The organism is Streptomyces sp. NBC_00322, assembly GCF_036147535.1.
Lineage (GTDB): Bacteria > Actinomycetota > Actinomycetes > Streptomycetales > Streptomycetaceae > Streptomyces.
Genome location: NZ_CP108019.1, coordinates 1745421 through 1763640, shown reverse-complemented (window position 1 = coordinate 1763640; position 18220 = coordinate 1745421). Strand labels below are relative to the sequence as shown.

Annotated in this window: 19 protein-coding genes; 9 read left to right on the top strand and 10 right to left on the bottom strand. The window is 70.6% G+C overall.

The annotated features are described in order from the left end of the window. Positions 1-156: 156 nt before the first annotated feature. From OG905_RS08010 to OG905_RS08000, 3 genes are all read right to left on the bottom strand, one after another. Positions 157-453 (bottom strand): hypothetical protein, encoded by a 297-nt coding sequence (locus OG905_RS08010; protein WP_328666983.1) that lies wholly within the window; start codon positions 451-453, stop codon positions 157-159. A 258-nt stretch (positions 454-711) separates the two neighbouring features. Next, positions 712-1023 carry a hypothetical protein gene (locus OG905_RS08005; protein ID WP_328666982.1) on the bottom strand — a complete coding sequence of 104 codons (312 nt, stop codon included), beginning with the start codon at positions 1021-1023 and terminating at the stop codon, positions 712-714. Next, entirely contained in the window at positions 1023-1244 is a 222-nt protein-coding gene (locus OG905_RS08000) for a hypothetical protein (RefSeq protein ID WP_328666981.1), read from the bottom strand. The genes OG905_RS08005 and OG905_RS08000 overlap by 1 nt, the downstream gene beginning before the upstream one ends. Between OG905_RS08000 and OG905_RS07995 the strand changes: the two genes are divergently transcribed. Beyond that, positions 1243-1452, top strand: coding sequence for a hypothetical protein (locus tag OG905_RS07995; protein ID WP_328666980.1), 210 nt, complete (start codon positions 1243-1245; stop codon positions 1450-1452). The genes OG905_RS08000 and OG905_RS07995 overlap by 2 nt on opposite strands. 23 nt (positions 1453-1475) lie before the next feature. Here OG905_RS07995 and OG905_RS07990 read toward each other — a convergent pair whose 3' ends face one another. Further along, positions 1476-2207, bottom strand: coding sequence for an SIR2 family NAD-dependent protein deacylase (locus OG905_RS07990; protein ID WP_328666979.1), 732 nt, complete (start codon positions 2205-2207; stop codon positions 1476-1478). Positions 2208-2412: 205 nt separating this feature from the next. Between OG905_RS07990 and OG905_RS07985 the strand changes: the two genes are divergently transcribed. Next, on the top strand, positions 2413-3438 hold the full coding sequence (locus OG905_RS07985) for a 6-phosphofructokinase (RefSeq protein WP_328666978.1): 1026 nt from the start codon (positions 2413-2415) through the stop codon (positions 3436-3438). 27 nt (positions 3439-3465) lie between these two features. Here the strand turns inward: OG905_RS07985 and OG905_RS07980 are convergent, their stop codons facing one another. The 3 genes from OG905_RS07980 to OG905_RS07970 form a co-directional block, all read right to left on the bottom strand. Beyond that, positions 3466-4359 carry a universal stress protein gene (locus tag OG905_RS07980; RefSeq protein WP_328666977.1) on the bottom strand — a complete coding sequence of 298 codons (894 nt, stop codon included), beginning with the start codon at positions 4357-4359 and terminating at the stop codon, positions 3466-3468. Positions 4360-4540: 181 nt separating this feature from the next. After that, positions 4541-5032, bottom strand: a complete 492-nt coding sequence (locus OG905_RS07975) for an NUDIX hydrolase (protein ID WP_328666976.1) — start codon at positions 5030-5032, stop codon at positions 4541-4543. Between the two features lie 71 nt (positions 5033-5103). Continuing rightward, the gene (locus OG905_RS07970; protein WP_328666975.1) at positions 5104-6180 is read right to left on the bottom strand and encodes an ADP-ribosylglycohydrolase family protein; all 1077 of its coding nucleotides are present in this window, start codon (positions 6178-6180) and stop codon (positions 5104-5106) included. A 167-nt stretch (positions 6181-6347) separates the two neighbouring features. Between OG905_RS07970 and OG905_RS07965 the strand changes: the two genes are divergently transcribed. From OG905_RS07965 to OG905_RS39065, 7 genes are all read left to right on the top strand, one after another. Then, a complete protein-coding gene (locus OG905_RS07965) occupies positions 6348-7463 on the top strand; it encodes a glycerate kinase (RefSeq protein WP_328682110.1) in 1116 nt (371 codons plus the stop codon). A gap of 629 nt (positions 7464-8092) precedes the next feature. After that, positions 8093-8899, top strand: coding sequence for an ABC transporter ATP-binding protein (locus OG905_RS07960; RefSeq protein ID WP_328666974.1), 807 nt, complete (start codon positions 8093-8095; stop codon positions 8897-8899). Further along, entirely contained in the window at positions 8896-9720 is an 825-nt protein-coding gene (locus OG905_RS07955; protein ID WP_328666973.1) for an ABC transporter ATP-binding protein, read from the top strand. The genes OG905_RS07960 and OG905_RS07955 overlap by 4 nt, the downstream gene beginning before the upstream one ends. Next, positions 9717-10607 (top strand): branched-chain amino acid ABC transporter permease, encoded by an 891-nt coding sequence (locus OG905_RS07950; RefSeq protein WP_328666972.1) that lies wholly within the window; start codon positions 9717-9719, stop codon positions 10605-10607. The genes OG905_RS07955 and OG905_RS07950 overlap by 4 nt, the downstream gene beginning before the upstream one ends. A gap of 49 nt (positions 10608-10656) precedes the next feature. Further along, positions 10657-11727, top strand: coding sequence for a branched-chain amino acid ABC transporter permease (locus OG905_RS07945; protein WP_328682109.1), 1071 nt, complete (start codon positions 10657-10659; stop codon positions 11725-11727). Positions 11728-11729: 2 nt separating this feature from the next. Next, positions 11730-12995 (top strand): ABC transporter substrate-binding protein, encoded by a 1266-nt coding sequence (locus OG905_RS07940; RefSeq protein WP_328666971.1) that lies wholly within the window; start codon positions 11730-11732, stop codon positions 12993-12995. An 82-nt stretch (positions 12996-13077) separates the two neighbouring features. Continuing rightward, a complete protein-coding gene (locus OG905_RS39065; protein ID WP_443043906.1) occupies positions 13078-14754 on the top strand; it encodes a GNAT family N-acetyltransferase in 1677 nt (558 codons plus the stop codon). Here OG905_RS39065 and OG905_RS07930 read toward each other — a convergent pair whose 3' ends face one another. The 3 genes from OG905_RS07930 to OG905_RS07920 all read right to left on the bottom strand — a co-directional run bounded on the left by OG905_RS07930 (position 14755) and on the right by OG905_RS07920 (position 18186). Continuing rightward, a complete protein-coding gene (locus OG905_RS07930) occupies positions 14755-16593 on the bottom strand; it encodes an AMP-binding protein (protein WP_328666970.1) in 1839 nt (612 codons plus the stop codon). Positions 16594-16688: 95 nt separating this feature from the next. After that, positions 16689-17546, bottom strand: a complete 858-nt coding sequence (pssA, locus tag OG905_RS07925; protein WP_266484421.1) for a CDP-diacylglycerol--serine O-phosphatidyltransferase — start codon at positions 17544-17546, stop codon at positions 16689-16691. Continuing rightward, the gene (locus tag OG905_RS07920; RefSeq protein WP_142212906.1) at positions 17539-18186 is read right to left on the bottom strand and encodes a phosphatidylserine decarboxylase; all 648 of its coding nucleotides are present in this window, start codon (positions 18184-18186) and stop codon (positions 17539-17541) included. Before OG905_RS07920 ends, pssA begins: the two co-directional genes overlap by 8 nt. Positions 18187-18220 lie beyond the last annotated feature (34 nt).

Genomic DNA, 18220 nt, shown 5'->3' with positions numbered 1-18220 from the left:
GCGAGGTGGTCCTCGGGCAGCCAGTCGCGCAGGTCAGGGGGCTGCAGGGGTGCAGCAGCGCGTGGTCTCGATCGCATGTGAGGATGTTCTGTGGCATGCCCCGATGGTCCAAAACGGCCTGGACAGCAAAGGTTTGTGCGACAGCCTCCTTGAGAATCAGGTGCCAGAGTTGTCGACGAACCCCACGATATCGAGATATTCGATTTTGGGCGGGACGCCATAAATCCCCGTCACCTTGTCGACGAGCTCCTCCGTGAAGAAGGCGCGGCCTTTCTCCTCGTCATCCCACACGTAGAAGTTCCTTGCCTGATCGCCGTCTTCGTCGAGCATGAAGCTCTTGAAGCGAAGGCCGGCCATGCCTTCGAACGGTCCTCGGAGTTCGCCGGCAATCTTTGCGATAGTTGAACGATCGAACTTGTCGGTCTGCGCGAAAGTCACGAGCACGCCGATCATCGGGCCTCCTATCGATCGAGTGATGCTAGCGGCGGATCCTAGTACACGCGGCCGGAAATTCTGGTCGTCAGGCCGCGAGTCGGAGGTGCGGCTCGCGGTCGGCGATGCGGGCCAGGAGCGCGTCGAGCTTTGCGTGCGTGAACGCCTGCTCGAACGGGCGGGCGATTTGGCGGTGCAAGGACACCCGTCTTCCCCCGCGCCCCGGCGGCCGGGCAATAGCCCTGCCTCCCGAGGGCTTGCTGATCCGGAAGAAGCGGCCTAGCTGCCCAATCCCCAGCGCATGCCCGCTACAACTCCCAGCAGCAGGGCAGGGACCACCCATCCCCACCCCATGACCCGCCGCACCGATGGAAACAGCCACAACCCCGTCGCCGCACCGGCAGCTCCGATGGTGAAGACACACGACAGGACGATGCCGGTGTACGCCTCGTCGCCCCAAGGACCGGACGGTCGCATGGTGAGTGCCGTCCAGCAGAAGAACGCGGCGATGAGGGTGAGCAGGGTGAGTGGTACGGCGAGGACCAGGCACAGGCAGCCGCGGTCGTCGTCCGGTTGGGAAGGGCTGGTCATCAGCGCAGTGCGCTCCTTGCCTCGGCCAAGTTGTTCTTGAAGCCACGCCCGTAGGCCTGGGCATCGTCGGTCTGCCAGTACGGGCGGCCGTTGTACCGGGGCGCGAGCTCCTGATACTGAGCCGGGGTCATCTCCTCGGACGGCACGTCGGCGGAATCATTCTCCGCCTTGAGCTGGGCGAGATGCTCCGAGGCGATGCTCGCGGCGTAGCCTCTCGCCATGAAGTCCCTCATCACGGCCATCGACTCGGTGTCGCCGGTCAACGACCTGAAGTGCAGCATGCACGACAGCACGAGTCCGAACTGCAGCGGTCCAGTTGTGGCTCTGGTGACGTTCGATGACGCGGTCGCCAAGGACAACCAGTGGAAGGTCTGCCAGTGGTGGCTCCACAACAACTCTGACGCGGCCGCCTTTCAGCAACGCCAGTAGCCCGAAGCCCTGGGGAACGACTCTCAGCTCTCGGTGCCCAGCCGGCGCAGGAGTTCGGGTAGGGCGGTGCCGATGGGCTCCCGGACGACTTCGTCGGCTCGGTCGTCGTACGGGGTCGGCTCGGCGTTGACGATGATCAGCCGGGCGCCGTGGTCGGCGGCGACACCGGCAAGCCCCGCGGCGGGCTGCACCTGGAGGCTGGTCCCGACGGCGATGAAGACCTGGCATGCCTTGGTGATCGCGAGAGCCTCGCCCAGTACCACGGGGTCGAGCCGCTCGCCGAACATCACCGTGGCCGATTTGAGGATGCCGCCGCACTCCACGCACGGCGGATCCTCCTCACCGGCCTCGACTCGCGCGAGCGCGTCCTCCATCGGTGCCTTGGCTTGGCATTCGGTGCACAGCACGGTCTGTGCGGTGCCGTGCAGTTCGAGGACCTTGCGGGCGGGCATGCCGGCCAGCTGGTGCAGCCCGTCCACGTTCTGCGTGATCACCCGAACCGGAACCCCGGACCGCTCAAGCTCCGCCACGGCCCGGTGCGCCGTGTTGGGCTCGGCCTGCAGTGTCCGGTTCTTCCGCCGCATCTGCCAGGACCGACGCCGGATCTCCGGATCGGCCATGTAGTAGTCGTAGGTGACGAGCTTCTCGGCATCCGGATCGCGCCGCCACAGGCCGTTCGGCCCGCGGTAGTCGGGGATGCCCGAGTCCGTGGAGATACCGGCGCCGCTCAGGATCGCGACGAGAGGCTTGTTCATGGGCCGAGGGTAGGACGCCTGTCCGCACGGGGCGAACGGATATCGGGGCGCGACCATGGCTGTCCACCACCCCGCTGGAGTGGTCACTGAGTGGGCACTGCCGATCGGATGGGTGGAGGCTGGAGGAGGGGCGACGTCGGGCCCCGCGGTCACCAGCGATGCCCCTGCGGCGGCGGTCGCGCAGGCGGGCAGGAAGGAGAAGCCCATGAGGGTCGGTGTGCTGACCGGCGGTGGCGACTGCCCCGGGCTCAATGCCGTGATCCGCAGTGTGGTGCGCAAGGGCGTCCAGGAGTGGGGGTACGAATTCATCGGCTTGCGCGACGGCTGGCTCGGCGCGATCGAGGACAGGGTCGTCCCGCTGGACATCCCTGCTGTACGCGGAATCCTTCCCCGAGGGGGGACCATCCTCGGCTCCTCCCGTACCAATCCGCTCAAGAAGGAGGACGGGGAAGGCCGAGTGCGGGACACCCTTGCTGCGCACGGTATTGACGCGCTGATCGTGATCGGCGGCGAGGACACGCTCAGCGTCGCCACCGAGCTGAGCCGCCGGGGGATCAAGGTGGTGGGGGTACCGAAGACCATCGACAACGACGTGTCCGGGACCGACTACACCTTCGGCTTCGACACCGCTGTCGGCATCGCCACCGAGGCGATCGACAGGCTGCATACCACTGCCGAGTCGCACATGCGGGCGCTGGTGGTCGAGGTGATGGGGCGGCACGCCGGCTGGATTGCCCTGCACGCCGGCGTTGCGGGTGGCGCCAACGCGATCCTCATTCCGGAGCGGCCGTTCGACATCGATCAGGTCTGCCGCTGGGTGGAGAGCCGATTCAAGATCAACTATGCGCCGATCGTCGTCGTGGCGGAGGGAGCGGTGCCCAAGGAGGGCCAGATGGTTCTCAAGGACCGGACGGTCGACGAGTTCGGGCACGTACGGCTGTCGGGCATCGGTGAGTGGGTGTCCCGGGAGATCGCCGATCGCACCGGGGAGGATGCCCGCACCACGGTCCTGGGCCACGTCCAGCGGGGCGGCACGCCGAGCCCGTACGACCGGTGGCTCGCGACGCGCTTCGGTCTGCACGCGGTCGATGCGGTCAGGGACGGGGCCTTCGGCATGATGGTGGCCGTACGCGGTACGGACATCGTCCGCATCCCCCTCGCCGATGCCACGGCCAAGGCCAAGACGGTCGATCCTTCGCTCTACGACGAGTTCGAAGTCTTCTTCGGCTGACCGGCCGGGTCTCAGTTCCGGTCGCGGTCAGCCGGCGTGCGGCACGATCGCCACCGGGCATCGGGCGTGGTGCAGCACCGCGTGGGCGACCGGCCCGAGCCGCCCCTCCGGCGCCCGTGGCTCAGTGCGCCGCCCGATGACCAGCAGGTCCGCACCCGAGGACGCGGTCACCAGCGCCATCGCCGGATGGAGCAGCCGGACATCGGGCTGCACGGCGACCTCGGGGTACTTCTCTCGCCACGCCCGCAGGGCGTCGGACAGCAACAGGAGTTCCTGATCCTCCCAAGTGGCGCGGTCCTCCTCGGTGAGGTCGAGCATCAACGGGGACACGGAGGTGGCGGGAAGGGCCCACGCGTGCACCACCCGCAGGAGGGCGTCGTGCCCCCGGGCGGCAGCGAAGGCGAAGTCCGCTGTCTCGTTCACCGGTTCGTGCGCGTCAAGACCTGTCACCACGCGCGCCGAGCCGTCCGCCGCCGGGGGCTCCTCCTCGTCACCGGTATCCACCGCCTGCCCGGGAACCACCACCACGGGACAGTCGGCGGCCGCTGCGGTGCGCAGCGCCACCGACCCCATCACGAGGCCGTCGAAGCCGCCCGTACCCCGGGCTCCGACGACCAGGAGCCCGGCGCTCGCCGCAGCCGACAGCAGGGTCTCGGCCGGACGCCCGGACACGTGCTCGCTCCGTACGACGAGGTCCTGGTACCGCTCACCGAGGTCGGCGACCGCGTGCTCGAGTACCTCTTCCCCGACTTGCTGCCACGCCTCCGCGGCAGTCACCGGCATGACCAGACCGGGCGTTGACGGTGTGGCGTGCACCAGCCGGAGCGGCGCCTGGCGAAGCGCCGCTTCCCGGGCAGCCCAGTCGGCCGCTGCCAGGCTGCGTGCGGAGCCATCGATCCCCGCCACCACCGGCAGTCTCATCGCGCCTCCTTCGCCTCGCCGGATACCGCGAACGCGCCGCACACCCGAGCCGGTACTTCCACTGTTCCACGGCCGGCCCCATCCAGCCGCTCCTGCCGAGCGGGCGGTCCCAGGGGCCCGGCGAGCCGTTCGACCTCCGCGTCGGCCGTCGACCCCGCCGGTCCTCGCCGCCGCGAGCCGATCAGGCGGGCGGCAGTCCGTTCTCCAGCTCCACCGTTCCGCTGCCCTTCTCCAGGACGTCCAGAGCGGCCAGCACCCGGTGACCCAGCGAGCCCAGGAAGAGAGCCGGGATCTCGTCGCGGGACACCAGCCGCCAGGAGACCAGCTCCTCCTCCTGCAGTCGGATCGCCGCGAACTGCTTCTCGGTCAGCACCCCGCCGTCGTACACATACGCCGCGATCGGCGGCCGATCGGCGCCCTGCACCCAGTCCACCGCCAGCAGCGCGCCCGGCTTCACGTCGAGTCCGATTTCCTCGAGCGTCTCCCTGCGGGCGGCCTGCCGCGGGGTTTCGCCCAGATCCGACTCGATGGTCCCGCCGGGCAACCCCCAGCCGTCGCGGTAGTTGGGCTCGACGATCAGCACCCGACCCTCGCCGTCACGGATGAGAACGGCGGCACCGGCGAGAATGTGGGGCAGGGAGGCGATGTACGTCGCGTAGTCAGAGGAAGTCACTCGGGGAAGCGTAACGGGGGTGCGGGCGTGAGCCCTTGGCGCCAGGAGGGCGTTTCCGGCCGGGTTGCGCGTCAACTCGCGGAGAATGCCGCCAACCGCACCGTACGCTCCGCCAGTTCGCTGATCCGTACGCCGTCGAATCCGAACACCGCGGTACGCAGCCGGTCCTCCAGAGGCTCCGTCCACTGTGCGGGGATGGCGGCCGCTCCGCTCAGCACACCCGCCACCGAGCCCGCCGTCGCCCCGTTGGAGTCGGTGTCGAGGCCACCGCGGACCGTGAGGGCGATGGTGGCGGTGAAGTCGCCCGCGCCGTACAGCAGTCCGGCCGTGATGACGGCGGCGTTCGGAACGGTGTGGATCCAGCCCAGGCCGCCCGTCTCCGCGGCCAGTTCGCCGAGCGTGTCGGACCAGGACGTACCGGAGGCGTGCAGGGCCACGGTGTGGCGCACCGCGCGCGCGAGCCGGCAGCCCGCGGGGATACGTTCCAGAGCCGCCTCGACCGCATCGCGCGGGATGTTCGCGGTGAACGCGGCGGCGATCAGGGCCGCCGCCCACATCGCCCCGTACACGCCGTTGCCCGTGTGGGAGAGGACCGCGTCGCGGCGGGCGAGCGCGGCGGCGCGGTGTGGGTCGCCGGGGCAGGTCCAGCCGAAGATGTCGGCGCGGATGAGTGCGCCGATCCACTCCTGGTAGGGATTGTCGCGCGTGGCGCTGACGGGAGGCTTGAGACCGTTCGCGAGATTGCGGTACGTGGCCCGCTCGGCGGTGAACGTCTGCAGAAACGGCAGATGCAGCAGCCAGGCCTCGCCCACCTGCTCGGTGGTGAATCCGAAGCCGTGGCTCTCCAGCAGATGCAGCCCGAGGACCGTGTAGTCCACGTCGTCGTCCCGGCAACTGCCGTGGATCCGGCCCCGTACGCACTCGCGCCACTCGGGACGCAGCTCGAATTCGCCGGGCATCGCGTCCGCCGGCGGCCCGGGCAGGTAGTCGGTGAGCGGGAGCGCGTCGGTGCGGCGCAGATACCGGTCGATGCGGTCGCGGGTCCAGTAGTCGCCACGCTCGACGGGCTTGCCGAGCATGTTGCCGGCGACCCGGCCCAGCCAGCCGCCGAGGATCCGGTCGGCGAGGTCGACGTGCTGTAGGCCCATACGTCCGGTTTACCGAATCGGCGCCGGAACCGCGCGGCAGTGCCCCAGTATGGTCCGAAATGTCAAGCCACGATGCGGTGGCAGACCGTCTGAACGTCCGGATAGGGTCAGGGCGGCGCGACTGCCTGTTCGAAAGCAAGGGATAGCAAGTGACGAACGGAGCAGTTATTCAGCCCGCGCGTGTGCTCGTCGCGGCTGACAAGTTCAAGGGCTCGCTCACGGCCGTACAGGTCGCGGAGCGGGTCACCGCAGGTCTCCAGCGAGTCGTACCCGGTCTGGCGGTCGAGACCCTGCCCGTCGCGGACGGCGGCGACGGCACGGTCGCCGCGGCGGTGGCGGCCGGGTTCGAACGCCGCGAGGTCCGGGTGACCGGGCCGCTCGGCGAGTCCCTCACCGCGGCGTACGCCCTGCGGGAGGGCACCGCGGTGGTGGAGATGGCGGAGGCCTCCGGGCTCCAGCACCTGCCCGACGGGGTCTTCGCGCCGCTCACCTCGACGACGTACGGCTCCGGCGAGGTGCTGCGCGCCGCGCTCGACGCGGGAGCCCGGACGATCGTCTTCGGCGTCGGCGGCAGCGCGACCACGGACGGCGGCGCGGGCATGCTCGCCGCACTCGGCGCGCGCTTCCTGGACGCGGACGGCGAGCCGGTCGGCCCCGGCGGCGGCGGTCTCCGCGACCTCGCGTCCGCGGACCTGTCCGGCCTCGACCCCCGGCTCAAGGACGTCGAGCTGGTCCTCGCCAGCGACGTCGACAACCCGCTGACGGGGCCGAAGGGCGCGCCCGCGGTGTACGGCCCGCAGAAGGGCGCGACACCGCAGGACGTCGCCACGCTGGACGCGGCGCTCGTCCACTACGCGTCCATCCTCGGCCCCGAGCAGGCGCAGCTCCCCGGCGCGGGGGCGGCGGGCGGCATCGGCTACGGCGCGCTGGTCGCCCTCGGCGCGAGCTTCCGGCCCGGCATCGAGGTCATGCTCGACGTGCTCGGCTTCGCGGCCGCGCTGTCCCGCGCGACCCTGGTGATCACCGGCGAGGGCTCCCTCGACGAACAGACCCTCCACGGCAAGGCCCCTGCGGGCGTCGCGGCGGCGGCCCGCGCCCGGAACATCGAGGTCGTCGCGGTCTGCGGCCGCCTGGCACTGCCGCCCGAGGCGCTGGGCCGGGCGGGGATCCGCAGGGCGTATCCCCTGACGGCGCTGGAACCGGACCCACGAAAGTGCATGGCGGAGGCGGGGCCGCTGCTGGAGCGGGTGGCGGAGGGTATTGCGCGGGATTTCCTGCGGTAGGGGGTTGTTCCCCCACCCCGCCCCTTCCCGAAACTGGGGGCGAGCCCCCAGACCCCGAGGGGGAGGGGGAACGTGGGGGCTGACGCCCCCACTCCCCCCGAGGGCCAGCTTCGCGGCGCAAGCCGGGCATCCACTTCCCGCGGCGCGGGGCCACGCACCTGCGATCACGGGCAAGGGGGCCGCGGAGCGGGTGGAGTCGGGACGTAGAGCGTGATTTGTGGCGCGGGGACGCCTGTGCCCTGCGGTACGGCTGAGACGCGCCGTAAATCATGCAGTCCCGGCTCTACCCCGGAGCGGACCCCAGGCGCCCACCCCGCGGCACCGGGTAACCCCGTGACCTGCGCCCCGGACGGTCACCGGCACCGCACCGGGTAACCCCGCACCCCGCGCCCTGGACGGTCACCGGCACCGCACCGGGCAACCCCGCACCCCGCGCCCCAAACGCCGCGCGGCACCGGGTAACCCCACGACCCGCTACCCCCGCCGCGCCCTTGTGCCGGTGCACAATGCGCGCGCCGCATCGCTGGTCATACGCAGCGATTCGCGCATACCGGCTGGACGGTACGGCGGACCGGTGCTGGTCTGTGCCCCCACAGGGCAATTCGAACAAGCCCGGAAAGGGGGTCCACATGGCTGCCACCTCGCTCGAAGTGCGTGCGCTGTCCGTCGGCTACGGGCCGGTACGGGCACTGCGCGACGTCTCCGTCGATGTGCCCGAGGGCGCGATCGTCGCCGTCCTCGGCGGCAACGGTGCCGGCAAATCGACCCTGCTGCGCGCCGTCTCCCGCACCCTCGGTTTTCAGCGTGGCCGCGTCACGTCCGGCAGCATCAGCTACGACGGCCGTCCGCTGGAAGGGCTGAGCGCGGCCGCGGTCGTCGCCGCGGGCGTCGTCCAGGTCCCGGAGGGACGGCAGGTCTTCGCACGGATGACCGTCGCCGACAATCTCCGGGCGGGTGCACTGGGCGCGACCGGCGGGCGCCGGTCGAGTGCCGAGGCTCTCGCCCGGGTGCATGAGCTCTTCCCCGTCCTCGCCGACCGCGCGCACCAGCGTGCCGGACTGCTGTCGGGCGGCGAGCAGCAAATGCTCGCGATGGGACGGGCGTTGATGGCCCGGCCACGGCTTCTGCTGCTCGACGAGCCGTCGCTCGGCCTCGCCCCGCTGATGGCGGCGCGCATCGCCGAGACCGTTCAGGAGATCAACGCCGCCGGCACATCGGTCCTGCTGGTCGAGCAGAACGCGGCGATCGCGCTGCGGCTGGCCTCGACGGCGTACGTACTCGACGTGGGCGAGGTCGCCCTCTCGGGCCCGGCGGACGAGCTCGCCTCCTCGGACGAGGTACGCCGCCGCTACCTGGGCGTGGTCGACGAGACGGCTGCGGCCGACGCGGTCAGCGCGGAAGCGGCGGCGCCGACGCTGAGCAGGTGGTCGGCATGAGCGCACCCCGTACCGCCGGGGAGGGCACGACGACACCCCCCGCTCCCGCGGTCCCCGCCCTGACCGTCACGGACCTCACCGTCCGCTTCGCCGGGCTCACCGCCCTCGACTCCGTCTCCTTCACCGTCGCACCCGGCAGCGTCCACGCCCTCATCGGCCCCAACGGCGCCGGCAAGTCCACCACCTTCAACGTCCTGTCCGGCGTCTACCGGGCCACCTCCGGCAGTGTCCGCTTCGGCGAGAGGGAGCTCACCGGGCTCCCTCCCGACCGCATCGCCGCCCTCGGTATCGCCCGTACCTTCCAGAACCTCGCGCTTCCGCCGCACGCCACCGTCGCCGACAGCCTGCTGCTCGGCAGGCACCGGCTCACCCGCGCCGGGTTCCTCGCCGCCGGGCTGCGGCTGCCGTCCGCCGCCCGCGAGGCGCGTCAACATCTGGACCGGGTATGGGAGATCGCGGAGTTCACCGGACTCGGCGGCGATCTGGACCGGCCCGCGGGAGCACTCCCGTACGGAAAGCAGAAGCTCGTCGAACTCGGCCGCGCCCTGTGCATGGAACCGCGGCTGCTGCTCCTCGACGAGCCCGTCGCCGGGATGACCGCGGACGAGCGGCGGCAGACCGCCTCCGTCATCGCGGGCGTGCGCGACAGCCTCGGCATATCCATCGTGCTCGTCGAACACGACATGGGGGTGGTGATGCGGCTCGCGGACGCCGTGACCGTACTCGACTTCGGGCGCCGGATCGCCGACGGCACCCCCGCCCAGGTACAGAGCGACCCGGCCGTCGTACAGGCCTATCTCGGAACGGAGGCGCAGGTATGACGACCTTCGTCGAACTACTCCTCGGCGGACTCTCCATCGGCTCCGTCTACGCGCTGATCGCGCTCGGCTTCGTCGTCATCTTCAAAGCCACCGAGGTCGTCAACTTCGCCCACGCGTCCCTGCTGCTCGCGGGCGGCTATGTCACCGCCGTACTCCACGACGACATCGGCTTCTGGGCGGCGCTCGCCGTCGGCATCGCGGGCGCGGCCCTGGTGGGCGCGGCCGTGGAATTCCTCGTCATGCGCCGCTACCGGGGTTCCGACCACAGCGTCCTGGCCATCGTCACCATCGGCGTCGACATTCTCCTGACCACCGAACTCACCCGCCGTATCGGCACGGACGTCCTCGCGCTCGGTGACCCGTGGGGAGACCACGTCGTCACCATCGGGGACATCACCATCGCGCAGACCCGAATCGCCGCCTTCGTCTCGGCGGCCCTGCTCATCACCGTGTTCCTGCTCGCGTTCCGGTACACCTCGTGGGGCGTGTCGATGCGCGCGGCGGCCGAGAATCCCGAGACCGCCGCACTGATGGGGGTACGCCTGGGCCGGGTCTCGCTCGCCGCCTGGGCGGTCGCGGGCGCGCTCGCCGCGGTCGCCGCGCTCTTCCTCACCGTCTTCCCGACGCCGGGGCTCGAACGCGCCACCTCGCTCGCCGCACTCAAGGCCTTCCCGGCGGCGATCCTCGGCGGGCTCGACTCCACGACCGGCGCGCTCGCGGGAGGTCTGATCGTCGGCGTCACCGAGTCCTTCGCCACCGGGTACCAGAGCGAACTGTCCTTCCTGGGCCGGGGGATCGGCGATCTCGCGCCGTATCTGGTGATGGCGCTTGTCCTGCTCATCAGGCCCGCCGGTCTCTTCGGGACAAAGGAGCCGGCTCGTGTCTGAGACGCTGAAGAACCCCAAGGCGTACGTTGCCAGGAGCGTCAAGGCGTACGTGAAAAGCCCCAGGGCGTACGTGAAGAGGGCCAAGGCGTACCTCTGGATCGCCGGCACCGTCCTGCTCCTCGCCCTGCCCTTCTACCTCGACCGCTTCTGGCTGCAGGCCGGACTCTTCGCGATGGCCGCCGCGATCGGCGCGATCGGCATCAACCTCCTCACCGGTGCCACCGGACAGCTGTCGATGGGGCACGCCTTCTTCCTCGCGGTGGGCGCGTACAGCTACTGCGTCCTGGCGGGCGAGAGCGGAGTCGAGAACGGCCACCGCCTCACCGGCCTCGGCCTGCCGACCTGGCTCGCCGCGGTACTCGCGGTGCTCGTCGCGGGCGCGGCAGGCGGTCTGTTCAGCCCCATCGCGGGGCGGCTGCGCGGCGCGTATCTCGGCATCGCGACGCTCGCGCTGATCTTCATCGGCCAGCACGTCCTCTTCAACGCCCGTGACCTGACAGGAGGATTCAACGGCCGGGCCGTTCCGCCCCTCTCGCTCTTCGGTATCGACTTCGACGACAGCGAGACGGTCATCGCAGCCGTTCCCTTCGAGTCAGCCGAGAAGCTCTGGTACGTGGCACTGCTCGCCCTCATCGGCTGCGGCCTCTTTGCCCGCGGAGTGCTACGGGGCCGCCCCGGCCGCGCCATGAACGCGATCCGCGACCACCGCATCGCCGCGGGCGTCATGGGCGTACCGGTCGCCCGCTACCGGGCCGCCGTCTTCGTCCTGTCCTCGATGTACGCGGGACTCGCCGGTGTACTGATCGCCCTGGTCTTCCAGCGCACCGTCCCCGAGTACTTCGGGGTGATCCTTTCCCTCGAATTCCTCGCCATGATCGTGATCGGGGGCCTCGGCACGGTCGCCGGCGCCGTCGTCGGCGCGGTCTTCGTCTCCCTGCTGCCCCAGATCCTCACCCACTACAGCGACACCCTCCCGCTGGTCTCCGCCCCCGGCACGGGCGGCGTCGCACCCGGTGAGGCATCGCGCTATCTGTACGGCGCCGCGGTAGTCGCGGTCGTCCTCTTCCTGCCCGGCGGACTCACCCGTCTCATCACCTCACGCAAGACCCCAAGGGAGTAGACATGAAGCCACGTCTGTACGCGGCGGCGCTGGCCGCGGCCCTGGCCCTGACCAGCTCCGCCCTCGCCGGATGCAGCTCGAAGGCCACCGAGGGCGGCGGCGACGAGAAGGACGCCGGAGGGGTGAAGACCGGCGAAGGCGTCACGGCCAAGGCCATCAACCTGGGCGTGCTCACCGACATGACCGGCGTCTACGCCTCGCTCGGCAAGAGCGTCACCCAGGCGCAGCAGCTGTGGGCGAAGCAGACCAACGCTGCCGGCGGCATCTGCGGCCGCAGCATCGAACTGACCATCCGCGACCACGGCTACGACCCGCAGAAGGCCGTCGCCGGGTACACCGAACTCGAACCGAAGGTGCTCGGCTTCTCGCAGTTCATCGGCTCGCCCTTCGTCGCTGCGGTCAAGGGCCGCATCGACGGCCAGGACAAGGCACTCGTGGTGCCCCAGGCCTGGTCGGCATCGCTGCTGGGCAGCCCGTACATCCGGGTCGTGGGAGCGACGTACGACATCGAGACGATCAACGCCGTCGACTATCTGCTCAGCCAGAAGCGCATCGCCAAGGGCGACAAGATCGGCCACGTCTACTTCGAGGGCGACTTCGGAGAGAACGCGCTGAAGGGCTCCAAGTACGCGGCGCAGCAGGCCGGTCTGACCGTCGTCGAGCAGAAGATCAAGCCCACCGACAACGACATGTCCGCTCAGGTCGCCGCGCTCAAGAAGGCAGGCGTCAAGGCGGTCCTGATCAGCGCCGGACCACGCCAGGCGGCCTCGCTTGTCGGCGTCGCCGCGGCGGGCGGGTTCAACGTCCCCATGGTCGGCAACAACTCGGCCTTCGCTCCGCAGCTGCTGGGCACCCCGGCGGCGCCCGCGCTGACGAAGGACTACTACGTCGCCGCCTCCACCCTCCCCATCGGAGACCCGGGCGCGGGTCCGGCCAAGCTCGCCAAGGAGTACAAGGCCGCGTACCCCAAGGACGGCCTCGACAACGGCGTGGTCGCCGGTTACACGGCAGCGAGTGTCTATGGCGAGGTGCTGAAGAAGGCCTGCGCGGCCAAGGACCTGACACGGGAGGGCATCGACAAGGCGCTGCTCACCATCTCCTCGTACGACAACGGCTTCGGCATCACGAACAACTTCTCCGACCCCGCGGCACCGTCGACCCGGCAGAGCCTGATCATGAAGCCGGACCTCAAGGTGCCGGGCGGTCTGAAGGTGGTGCGGCCCGCGACCGTTGCGAAGGCGGCGGAGTCCTACAAGGCGGGTGGCTGAGGGGAGTTTCCTCAGTCGCCGGACGGGCTGAACATTCGGCTCCCGGCGATTGAGGCGCGGGGTGGACGCCTAAGGTCGCCGTGTGTGGATACGTGACGCCCGTCCCGATGAAGCCGATGCCCTGACCGCCCTGGTCCTGCGTTCCAAAGCGCACTGGGGCTACGACGAGGCATTCCTGGCGGCGTGCCGCGACGAACTCGCCATCCGAGCGGGGGAGTTGGCGGCACGCCGCATCGTCGTCGCGGAGAACGACACCGCGGTGCTCGGCGTCGCATCTCTGGAGGGCGAGGCACCCGACGGTGAGCTGGGCCTGCTGTTCGTCGAACCGTGGGCGATCGGCGGCGGAGTCGGCAGGACCCTCTACGCGTATGTCCTCGACACCGCACGGCAGTTGGGCTTCAAGCGGCTGGCCATCGACGCCGACCCGAACGCCGAGCCCTTCTACCGGGCGATGGGCGCACGTCCCGTCCCGGACGCCGGGCGGGAGCTGCCGCGCCTGGAGGTGACGCTGACCCCGCGCCCCGGCTGGGCGCAGGCCTGGACGGACGGGCGGCGGGCGGTGCATCTGGGCAATGTCGCGGAGTTCCAGGGCCAGTTCGGCGAGGTGACGGACGAGGCGCGGCGGGCGGCCGACCACTACGCCTGCTTGGCCGCCTTCGCGAGCCCGCACCCGGCGGCGCTCGTTCTGCCCGGGACCGTACCCGGCGGGTGGATCGACATGGTCGGTCGGCAGCTCGGCTGGGGCATGGTCGAGGTGTACGAGGGCCTCACCGGCCCCGAGGTGCTGGCCCGCCCCGCCCTGGTCCGGAATCTGCGCGCGCTCGGTCTGCCCTTCGTGCCCTGGGGCCACACCGAGGCGTCCGGCGAGCTCTCCGGACGCCGACTCCCGCCGGACGCCCTGCGCTACGAGTCCAAACGGGCCTCCCACGCCCTCTTCCGGCAGCTCGCCCCCGAGCATCCCGCCATCGTGGTGCCCGAGCGGTGGACGCCCGCCACCCGCCGTGTGGCGGCCCGGCTGATCGCCGCAAGGGCCCGCGCCGGTGCGGCCACCGTCGTCAAGACCGAGCACGGCGCGGGAGGTTCGGGCACCCATGTGCTGACCGGCCGGGCCCGGGCGCGCACGCTGCCGCGCGGCCCGCTGCTCCTCGAGGAGTTCATCACGGGCGACTGGACGCCGAGCGATCCGACGTACGACGGGCTGATCGACGCCCAGGGGCAGGTCCACGATGTGGGCGTCGCGGCGATGGATGTCGAGGACACGGTGTACCGCGGGGCGACCGTGGGCCCCGCAGCCGTGCCGGACGAACTCGCCTCGCATGCCCTGCGGTTCGGGCACGCGGTCGGCCGGGAGCTCGCGGCGAGCGGCTACCGCGGCTGGTTCGACGTCGACTTCGTGACTGGCCCCGACGGGCGGCTCGCCCCGACCGAGATCAATCTGCGCCTCACGGGTCCCTCGGCCGCGTTCATGGTGAAGCTGCGCCTCGATGAGATCCGCGGCGGCGACCATCTCGTACGGTCACTGGACCGCGTTCCGCTCGGCGCCCGTCTGCCCGAGCCGGAACTGATGCTGTTCCTACGGGAGTTGACGGGCCGCTGCGCGGGGATCGACGCACGTCTCGTCCCGTCGATCCCCACAGCAGGCTACGAACCCGATCCGTACGTGGGTGTGCTCATCGCGGCCCGTACGGCAGCGCGGCTGGACGCGGCAGAGGCCCTGGTGCGCGCCGCGAGCCACGACCTGGCCCGGATCTTCGACTGATCACTTCTGGTCTTCCGGATCGGACTTCAACGCTCCCCACGTGGCCCAGGTCGCCACCACACCCGCCGCGATCATCAGCGGCACATTGAAGGTGTAGACGAGCGCCGCCTGCCGTGGCCAGTCCGCCTTGGCCGCCAGCCGGTACAGATTGTCCTGCGGCCACCAGGAGGCGAGCAGATAGACGATGGCCAGATGGGCCGCGGTCGTCAGTCCCTTCGGCCTGCCCAGGCTCGACATCAGCCTTCGCCCGCCGATCAGGAACCACACCCCGGCCGCGAGGGCCAGGCTCTCGGCGACGTACAGCCCCCGGAAGAACCAGGCCCATGGGTCGGGCACCAGGGAGAGATCGGTGGAGCCCGGCCAGATGACGTCGGTGAAGAGGAACGACATGATCGCGACCGGGAACGCCACGGCCAGCCCTGCGACAGCCCGGTCCTCGGCCGTGAGCGCTCCGCCGCCACCCTTGCTGCCGACCGACCTGCTCGAGGCGGACCGGGCCGGCGGGCGCACCAGCGCCTTGCGGTCCACCTTCCCGGCGCTGTTGCGCGGCAGCGACTTGATCGGCACCACCGTGCGCGGGATGTCCGCGGCCGGTACGACGCCGGTGAGATGGCTCCGTAAGGTCTCCGCCCCCGGGGACGCACTTCTCGGGGCCGGCAGCACATAGGCGATCAGCCGCCCGCCGCCCTCCCCGACGACCGCCTCGTCGACCCGCGGATGCCCGGCGAGCGCCGCCTCCACCCGGTAGGTGTCGACGGTTCGCCCGTCGACCTTGACCCGGTGCGCCATCCGGCCCCGGAACTCCAGCGGCCCCGAGCCTTCCCGCCGCCCGAGATCCCCCGTGGGCACCGCGTCACCGCCGCCGGGCGGCGTGAGCCAGATCTGCCCCTTGCGGATCCGCGCTTCGCAGCCGGGGAACGGCTGCCCGAGGTAGGCGTGCCGCTCGGGATCCTCGACCGGCCCCGGCAGCTGGCCGGTCTCGAACCAGGTCCCGCACCCGGCGACCTCGGTGGGCCCGTACACGCTGATCAGCCGCGCGCCCGGGGCGAGCCTGCTTCCCAGCCGCACCTGTTCGTCGAGCCGGAGCCGTTCTCCGCCGATCGCGACCAGCCGCAGCCCCGGCCTCTCGGTGCCGTCCAGCAGCGATGCCGCCGTGACCGGATCGGTGTCGGCCACGGTGAACGCCTCGCGCCGGGTGAGCACCAGCGTGGCGCCCGCGCCCAGGGTCCGTATCCAGCCGCTGTTGAACTCGGTGGTGTCCGGCGCGGCCGTCACCAGGACCTGGTCGTCGCCGGAGAGCCGGTAGGCCTCCGCCCAGGCGTCGTACGCGGCCCTCAGTAACTCGTGCGAGACGGGCACGCTGCGGCGCGCGCCCGTCGTCCCGGCGGTGAACAGCACCGCAGCCTGCGCCCCCGTGGCCGCGGGCTCGTCGAGCGGATCGCCGGAGTGGGCCTCGATGGCCGCGGCGTCCGTGTCCAGGCAGATGACAGGCCGCCCGCTGCCGTCGTCGACGCGGGCCAGATGGGCCTGGTGTGTGATGAGGGCCCGGGCATCGAGGCCTGGCGGCTCGGTGCGCTCGGGCCCGATGACGGCGTATGCTCCGCCCGCCTTGAGCACGCCCAGGACGGCGACCAGCGCATCCGGGGTGCGTACGGTGCGTATGGCGACGAGGCCACCGGCCGGCAGTCGCACGGTCTCGGTCAGATGCCGGGCCAGCCGGTTGGCCCGCTCGTCCAGCCGGCGATAGCTCAGCCGGGCACGGTCGGTGATCACGGCGGTACGGTCCGGCTCGGCCCGCACCCTGTCCTCGAACAGCTGATGAAGCGCTCCCCCTGGCATGGACCGATCTTTCCAGAAGGCATGGGACATGACGAGGGCCCGGGAGGGCCCGGATGCGGATCGCACCCGGGCCCTCACCTTGCTCACAGGCTGCTCTAGGGGAGTTGAGCAGCCCTTGCCTCGCGGTTCTCGCGCCGGTTGTCACGGAACGTGTTCACACGTCGTGCCGTCGCGAAGAGCGGAATCGTCGCCGCCATCACGATCTGCAGCGCGCAGCCGGTCTGGAGCAGCACCTGACCGCCGGGGGCGTCGAACGCCCACGCCGCCAGCATCCCCATCGCAGCAACGATCCAGCCGAGCATCGCCACCGCGAGGACACCTCGCGGCTTGGGGTACTCGACCCGGCTCACCATCAGCCATGCCGTGCCGATGATCGCCAGCAGTGTCGGGATGAACGGCAGCTCGAGCAGCACGATCGAGACGACCGTGAGCGCTCCGAAGGGGCTCGGCATGCCCTGGAACATGCCGTCCTTCATGGTCACGCACGAGAATCTGGCAAGCCTCAGCACCACCGCCAGCAGCACGACGATCGCGGCCACTGCCGAGACCTTCTGCTGGGCGTCGTCCGCGACCATTCCGTACACGAGCACGAAGTAGGCCGGGGCAAGACCGAAGCTGATCAGGTCGGAGAGGTTGTCCAGCTCCGCGCCCATCGGCGAGCTGCGCAGCTTGCGCGCCACGAGCCCGTCGCAGAGGTCGAAGATCGCGGCCAGCAGCATGAGGATCACGGCGGTCGCCGCGCTGTTGCGCGCCATGCCGCTCTCGTTGCTGCCGGTGAGGTGCGGGATCAGGATCCCGGTGGTGGTGAAGTACACCGCCATGAAGCCGCACGTGGCGTTACCGAGCGTGAGGGTGTCGGCTATCGACAGCCGCAGAGAGAGCGGCATCTCCTCCGCGTCGTCCTCGGCCTCTGCCTCGGCGACCCAGCCCGCCTGTGTGTCGGGATCAATCACGGTCAATTCGAGTCACCCCCGCGGTCGTGGTCTGACCGACCTCGACGGCGACGTCGACACCTTCCGGCAGGTAGATGTCAACGCGCGATCCGAAGCGGATCAGACCAATGCGCTCGCCCTGCTCGACCTTCGTCCCCTGGGGGATGTACGGCACGATGCGCCGGGCGACAGCCCCCGCGATCTGCACCATCTCGATGTCGCCGAGCTCGGTGTCGAAGTGCCAGACAACGCGCTCGTTGTTCTCGCTCTCCTTGTTGAACGCCGGCACAAAGCCGCCGGGTACGTGCTCGACGGACGTCACCGTGCCCGCGAGGGGGGCGCGGTTGACGTGAACGTTCAGCGGGCTCATGAAGATCGCGACGCGGGTGCGTCCGTCCTTCCACGGCATGATGCTCTGCACCACACCGTCGGCGGGGGAGATGACGCGGCCCTTGGCGATCTCGCGCTCGGGGTCGCGGAAGAACCACAGCATGCCCGCCGCGAGCGCGGTGGTGGGCACGGCGATGGCCGCCGCACGCCGCGAGCGGCGCGAGCGGGCCAGGCTGAGGGCAGCGGTGGCGACGGTCGGCAGAAGCCACGGCGATGCTCCGCGCGCAAGGCGGACGCGGCCGCGTGGTGCAGAGGTTTGGCTGTGGGGCATGGATGACCTTCGTAGCGGATGATGCCGCGCTGGC

What these genes read in the sequence shown, in the direction of transcription:
- OG905_RS07960 (WP_328666974.1), top strand. Translation starts at nt 8,093, where the DNA reads ATGGCTGCCACCTCGCTCGAAGTGCGTGCGCTGTCCGTCGGCTACGGG.
- OG905_RS07990 (WP_328666979.1), bottom strand. Translation starts at nt 2,207, where the DNA reads ATGAACAAGCCTCTCGTCGCGATCCTGAGCGGCGCCGGTATCTCCACG.
- OG905_RS07995 (WP_328666980.1), top strand. Translation starts at nt 1,243, where the DNA reads ATGAAGTCCCTCATCACGGCCATCGACTCGGTGTCGCCGGTCAACGAC.
- OG905_RS07970 (WP_328666975.1), bottom strand. Translation starts at nt 6,180, where the DNA reads ATGGGCCTACAGCACGTCGACCTCGCCGACCGGATCCTCGGCGGCTGG.
- OG905_RS07920 (WP_142212906.1), bottom strand. Translation starts at nt 18,186, where the DNA reads ATGCCCCACAGCCAAACCTCTGCACCACGCGGCCGCGTCCGCCTTGCG.
- OG905_RS08005 (WP_328666982.1), bottom strand. Translation starts at nt 1,023, where the DNA reads ATGACCAGCCCTTCCCAACCGGACGACGACCGCGGCTGCCTGTGCCTG.
- OG905_RS07980 (WP_328666977.1), bottom strand. Translation starts at nt 4,359, where the DNA reads ATGAGACTGCCGGTGGTGGCGGGGATCGATGGCTCCGCACGCAGCCTG.
- OG905_RS07955 (WP_328666973.1), top strand. Translation starts at nt 8,896, where the DNA reads ATGAGCGCACCCCGTACCGCCGGGGAGGGCACGACGACACCCCCCGCT.
- OG905_RS07985 (WP_328666978.1), top strand. Translation starts at nt 2,413, where the DNA reads ATGAGGGTCGGTGTGCTGACCGGCGGTGGCGACTGCCCCGGGCTCAAT.
- OG905_RS07930 (WP_328666970.1), bottom strand. Translation starts at nt 16,593, where the DNA reads ATGCCAGGGGGAGCGCTTCATCAGCTGTTCGAGGACAGGGTGCGGGCC.
- OG905_RS08010 (WP_328666983.1), bottom strand. Translation starts at nt 453, where the DNA reads ATGATCGGCGTGCTCGTGACTTTCGCGCAGACCGACAAGTTCGATCGT.
- OG905_RS08000 (WP_328666981.1), bottom strand. Translation starts at nt 1,244, where the DNA reads ATGGCGAGAGGCTACGCCGCGAGCATCGCCTCGGAGCATCTCGCCCAG.
- OG905_RS07950 (WP_328666972.1), top strand. Translation starts at nt 9,717, where the DNA reads ATGACGACCTTCGTCGAACTACTCCTCGGCGGACTCTCCATCGGCTCC.
- OG905_RS07940 (WP_328666971.1), top strand. Translation starts at nt 11,730, where the DNA reads ATGAAGCCACGTCTGTACGCGGCGGCGCTGGCCGCGGCCCTGGCCCTG.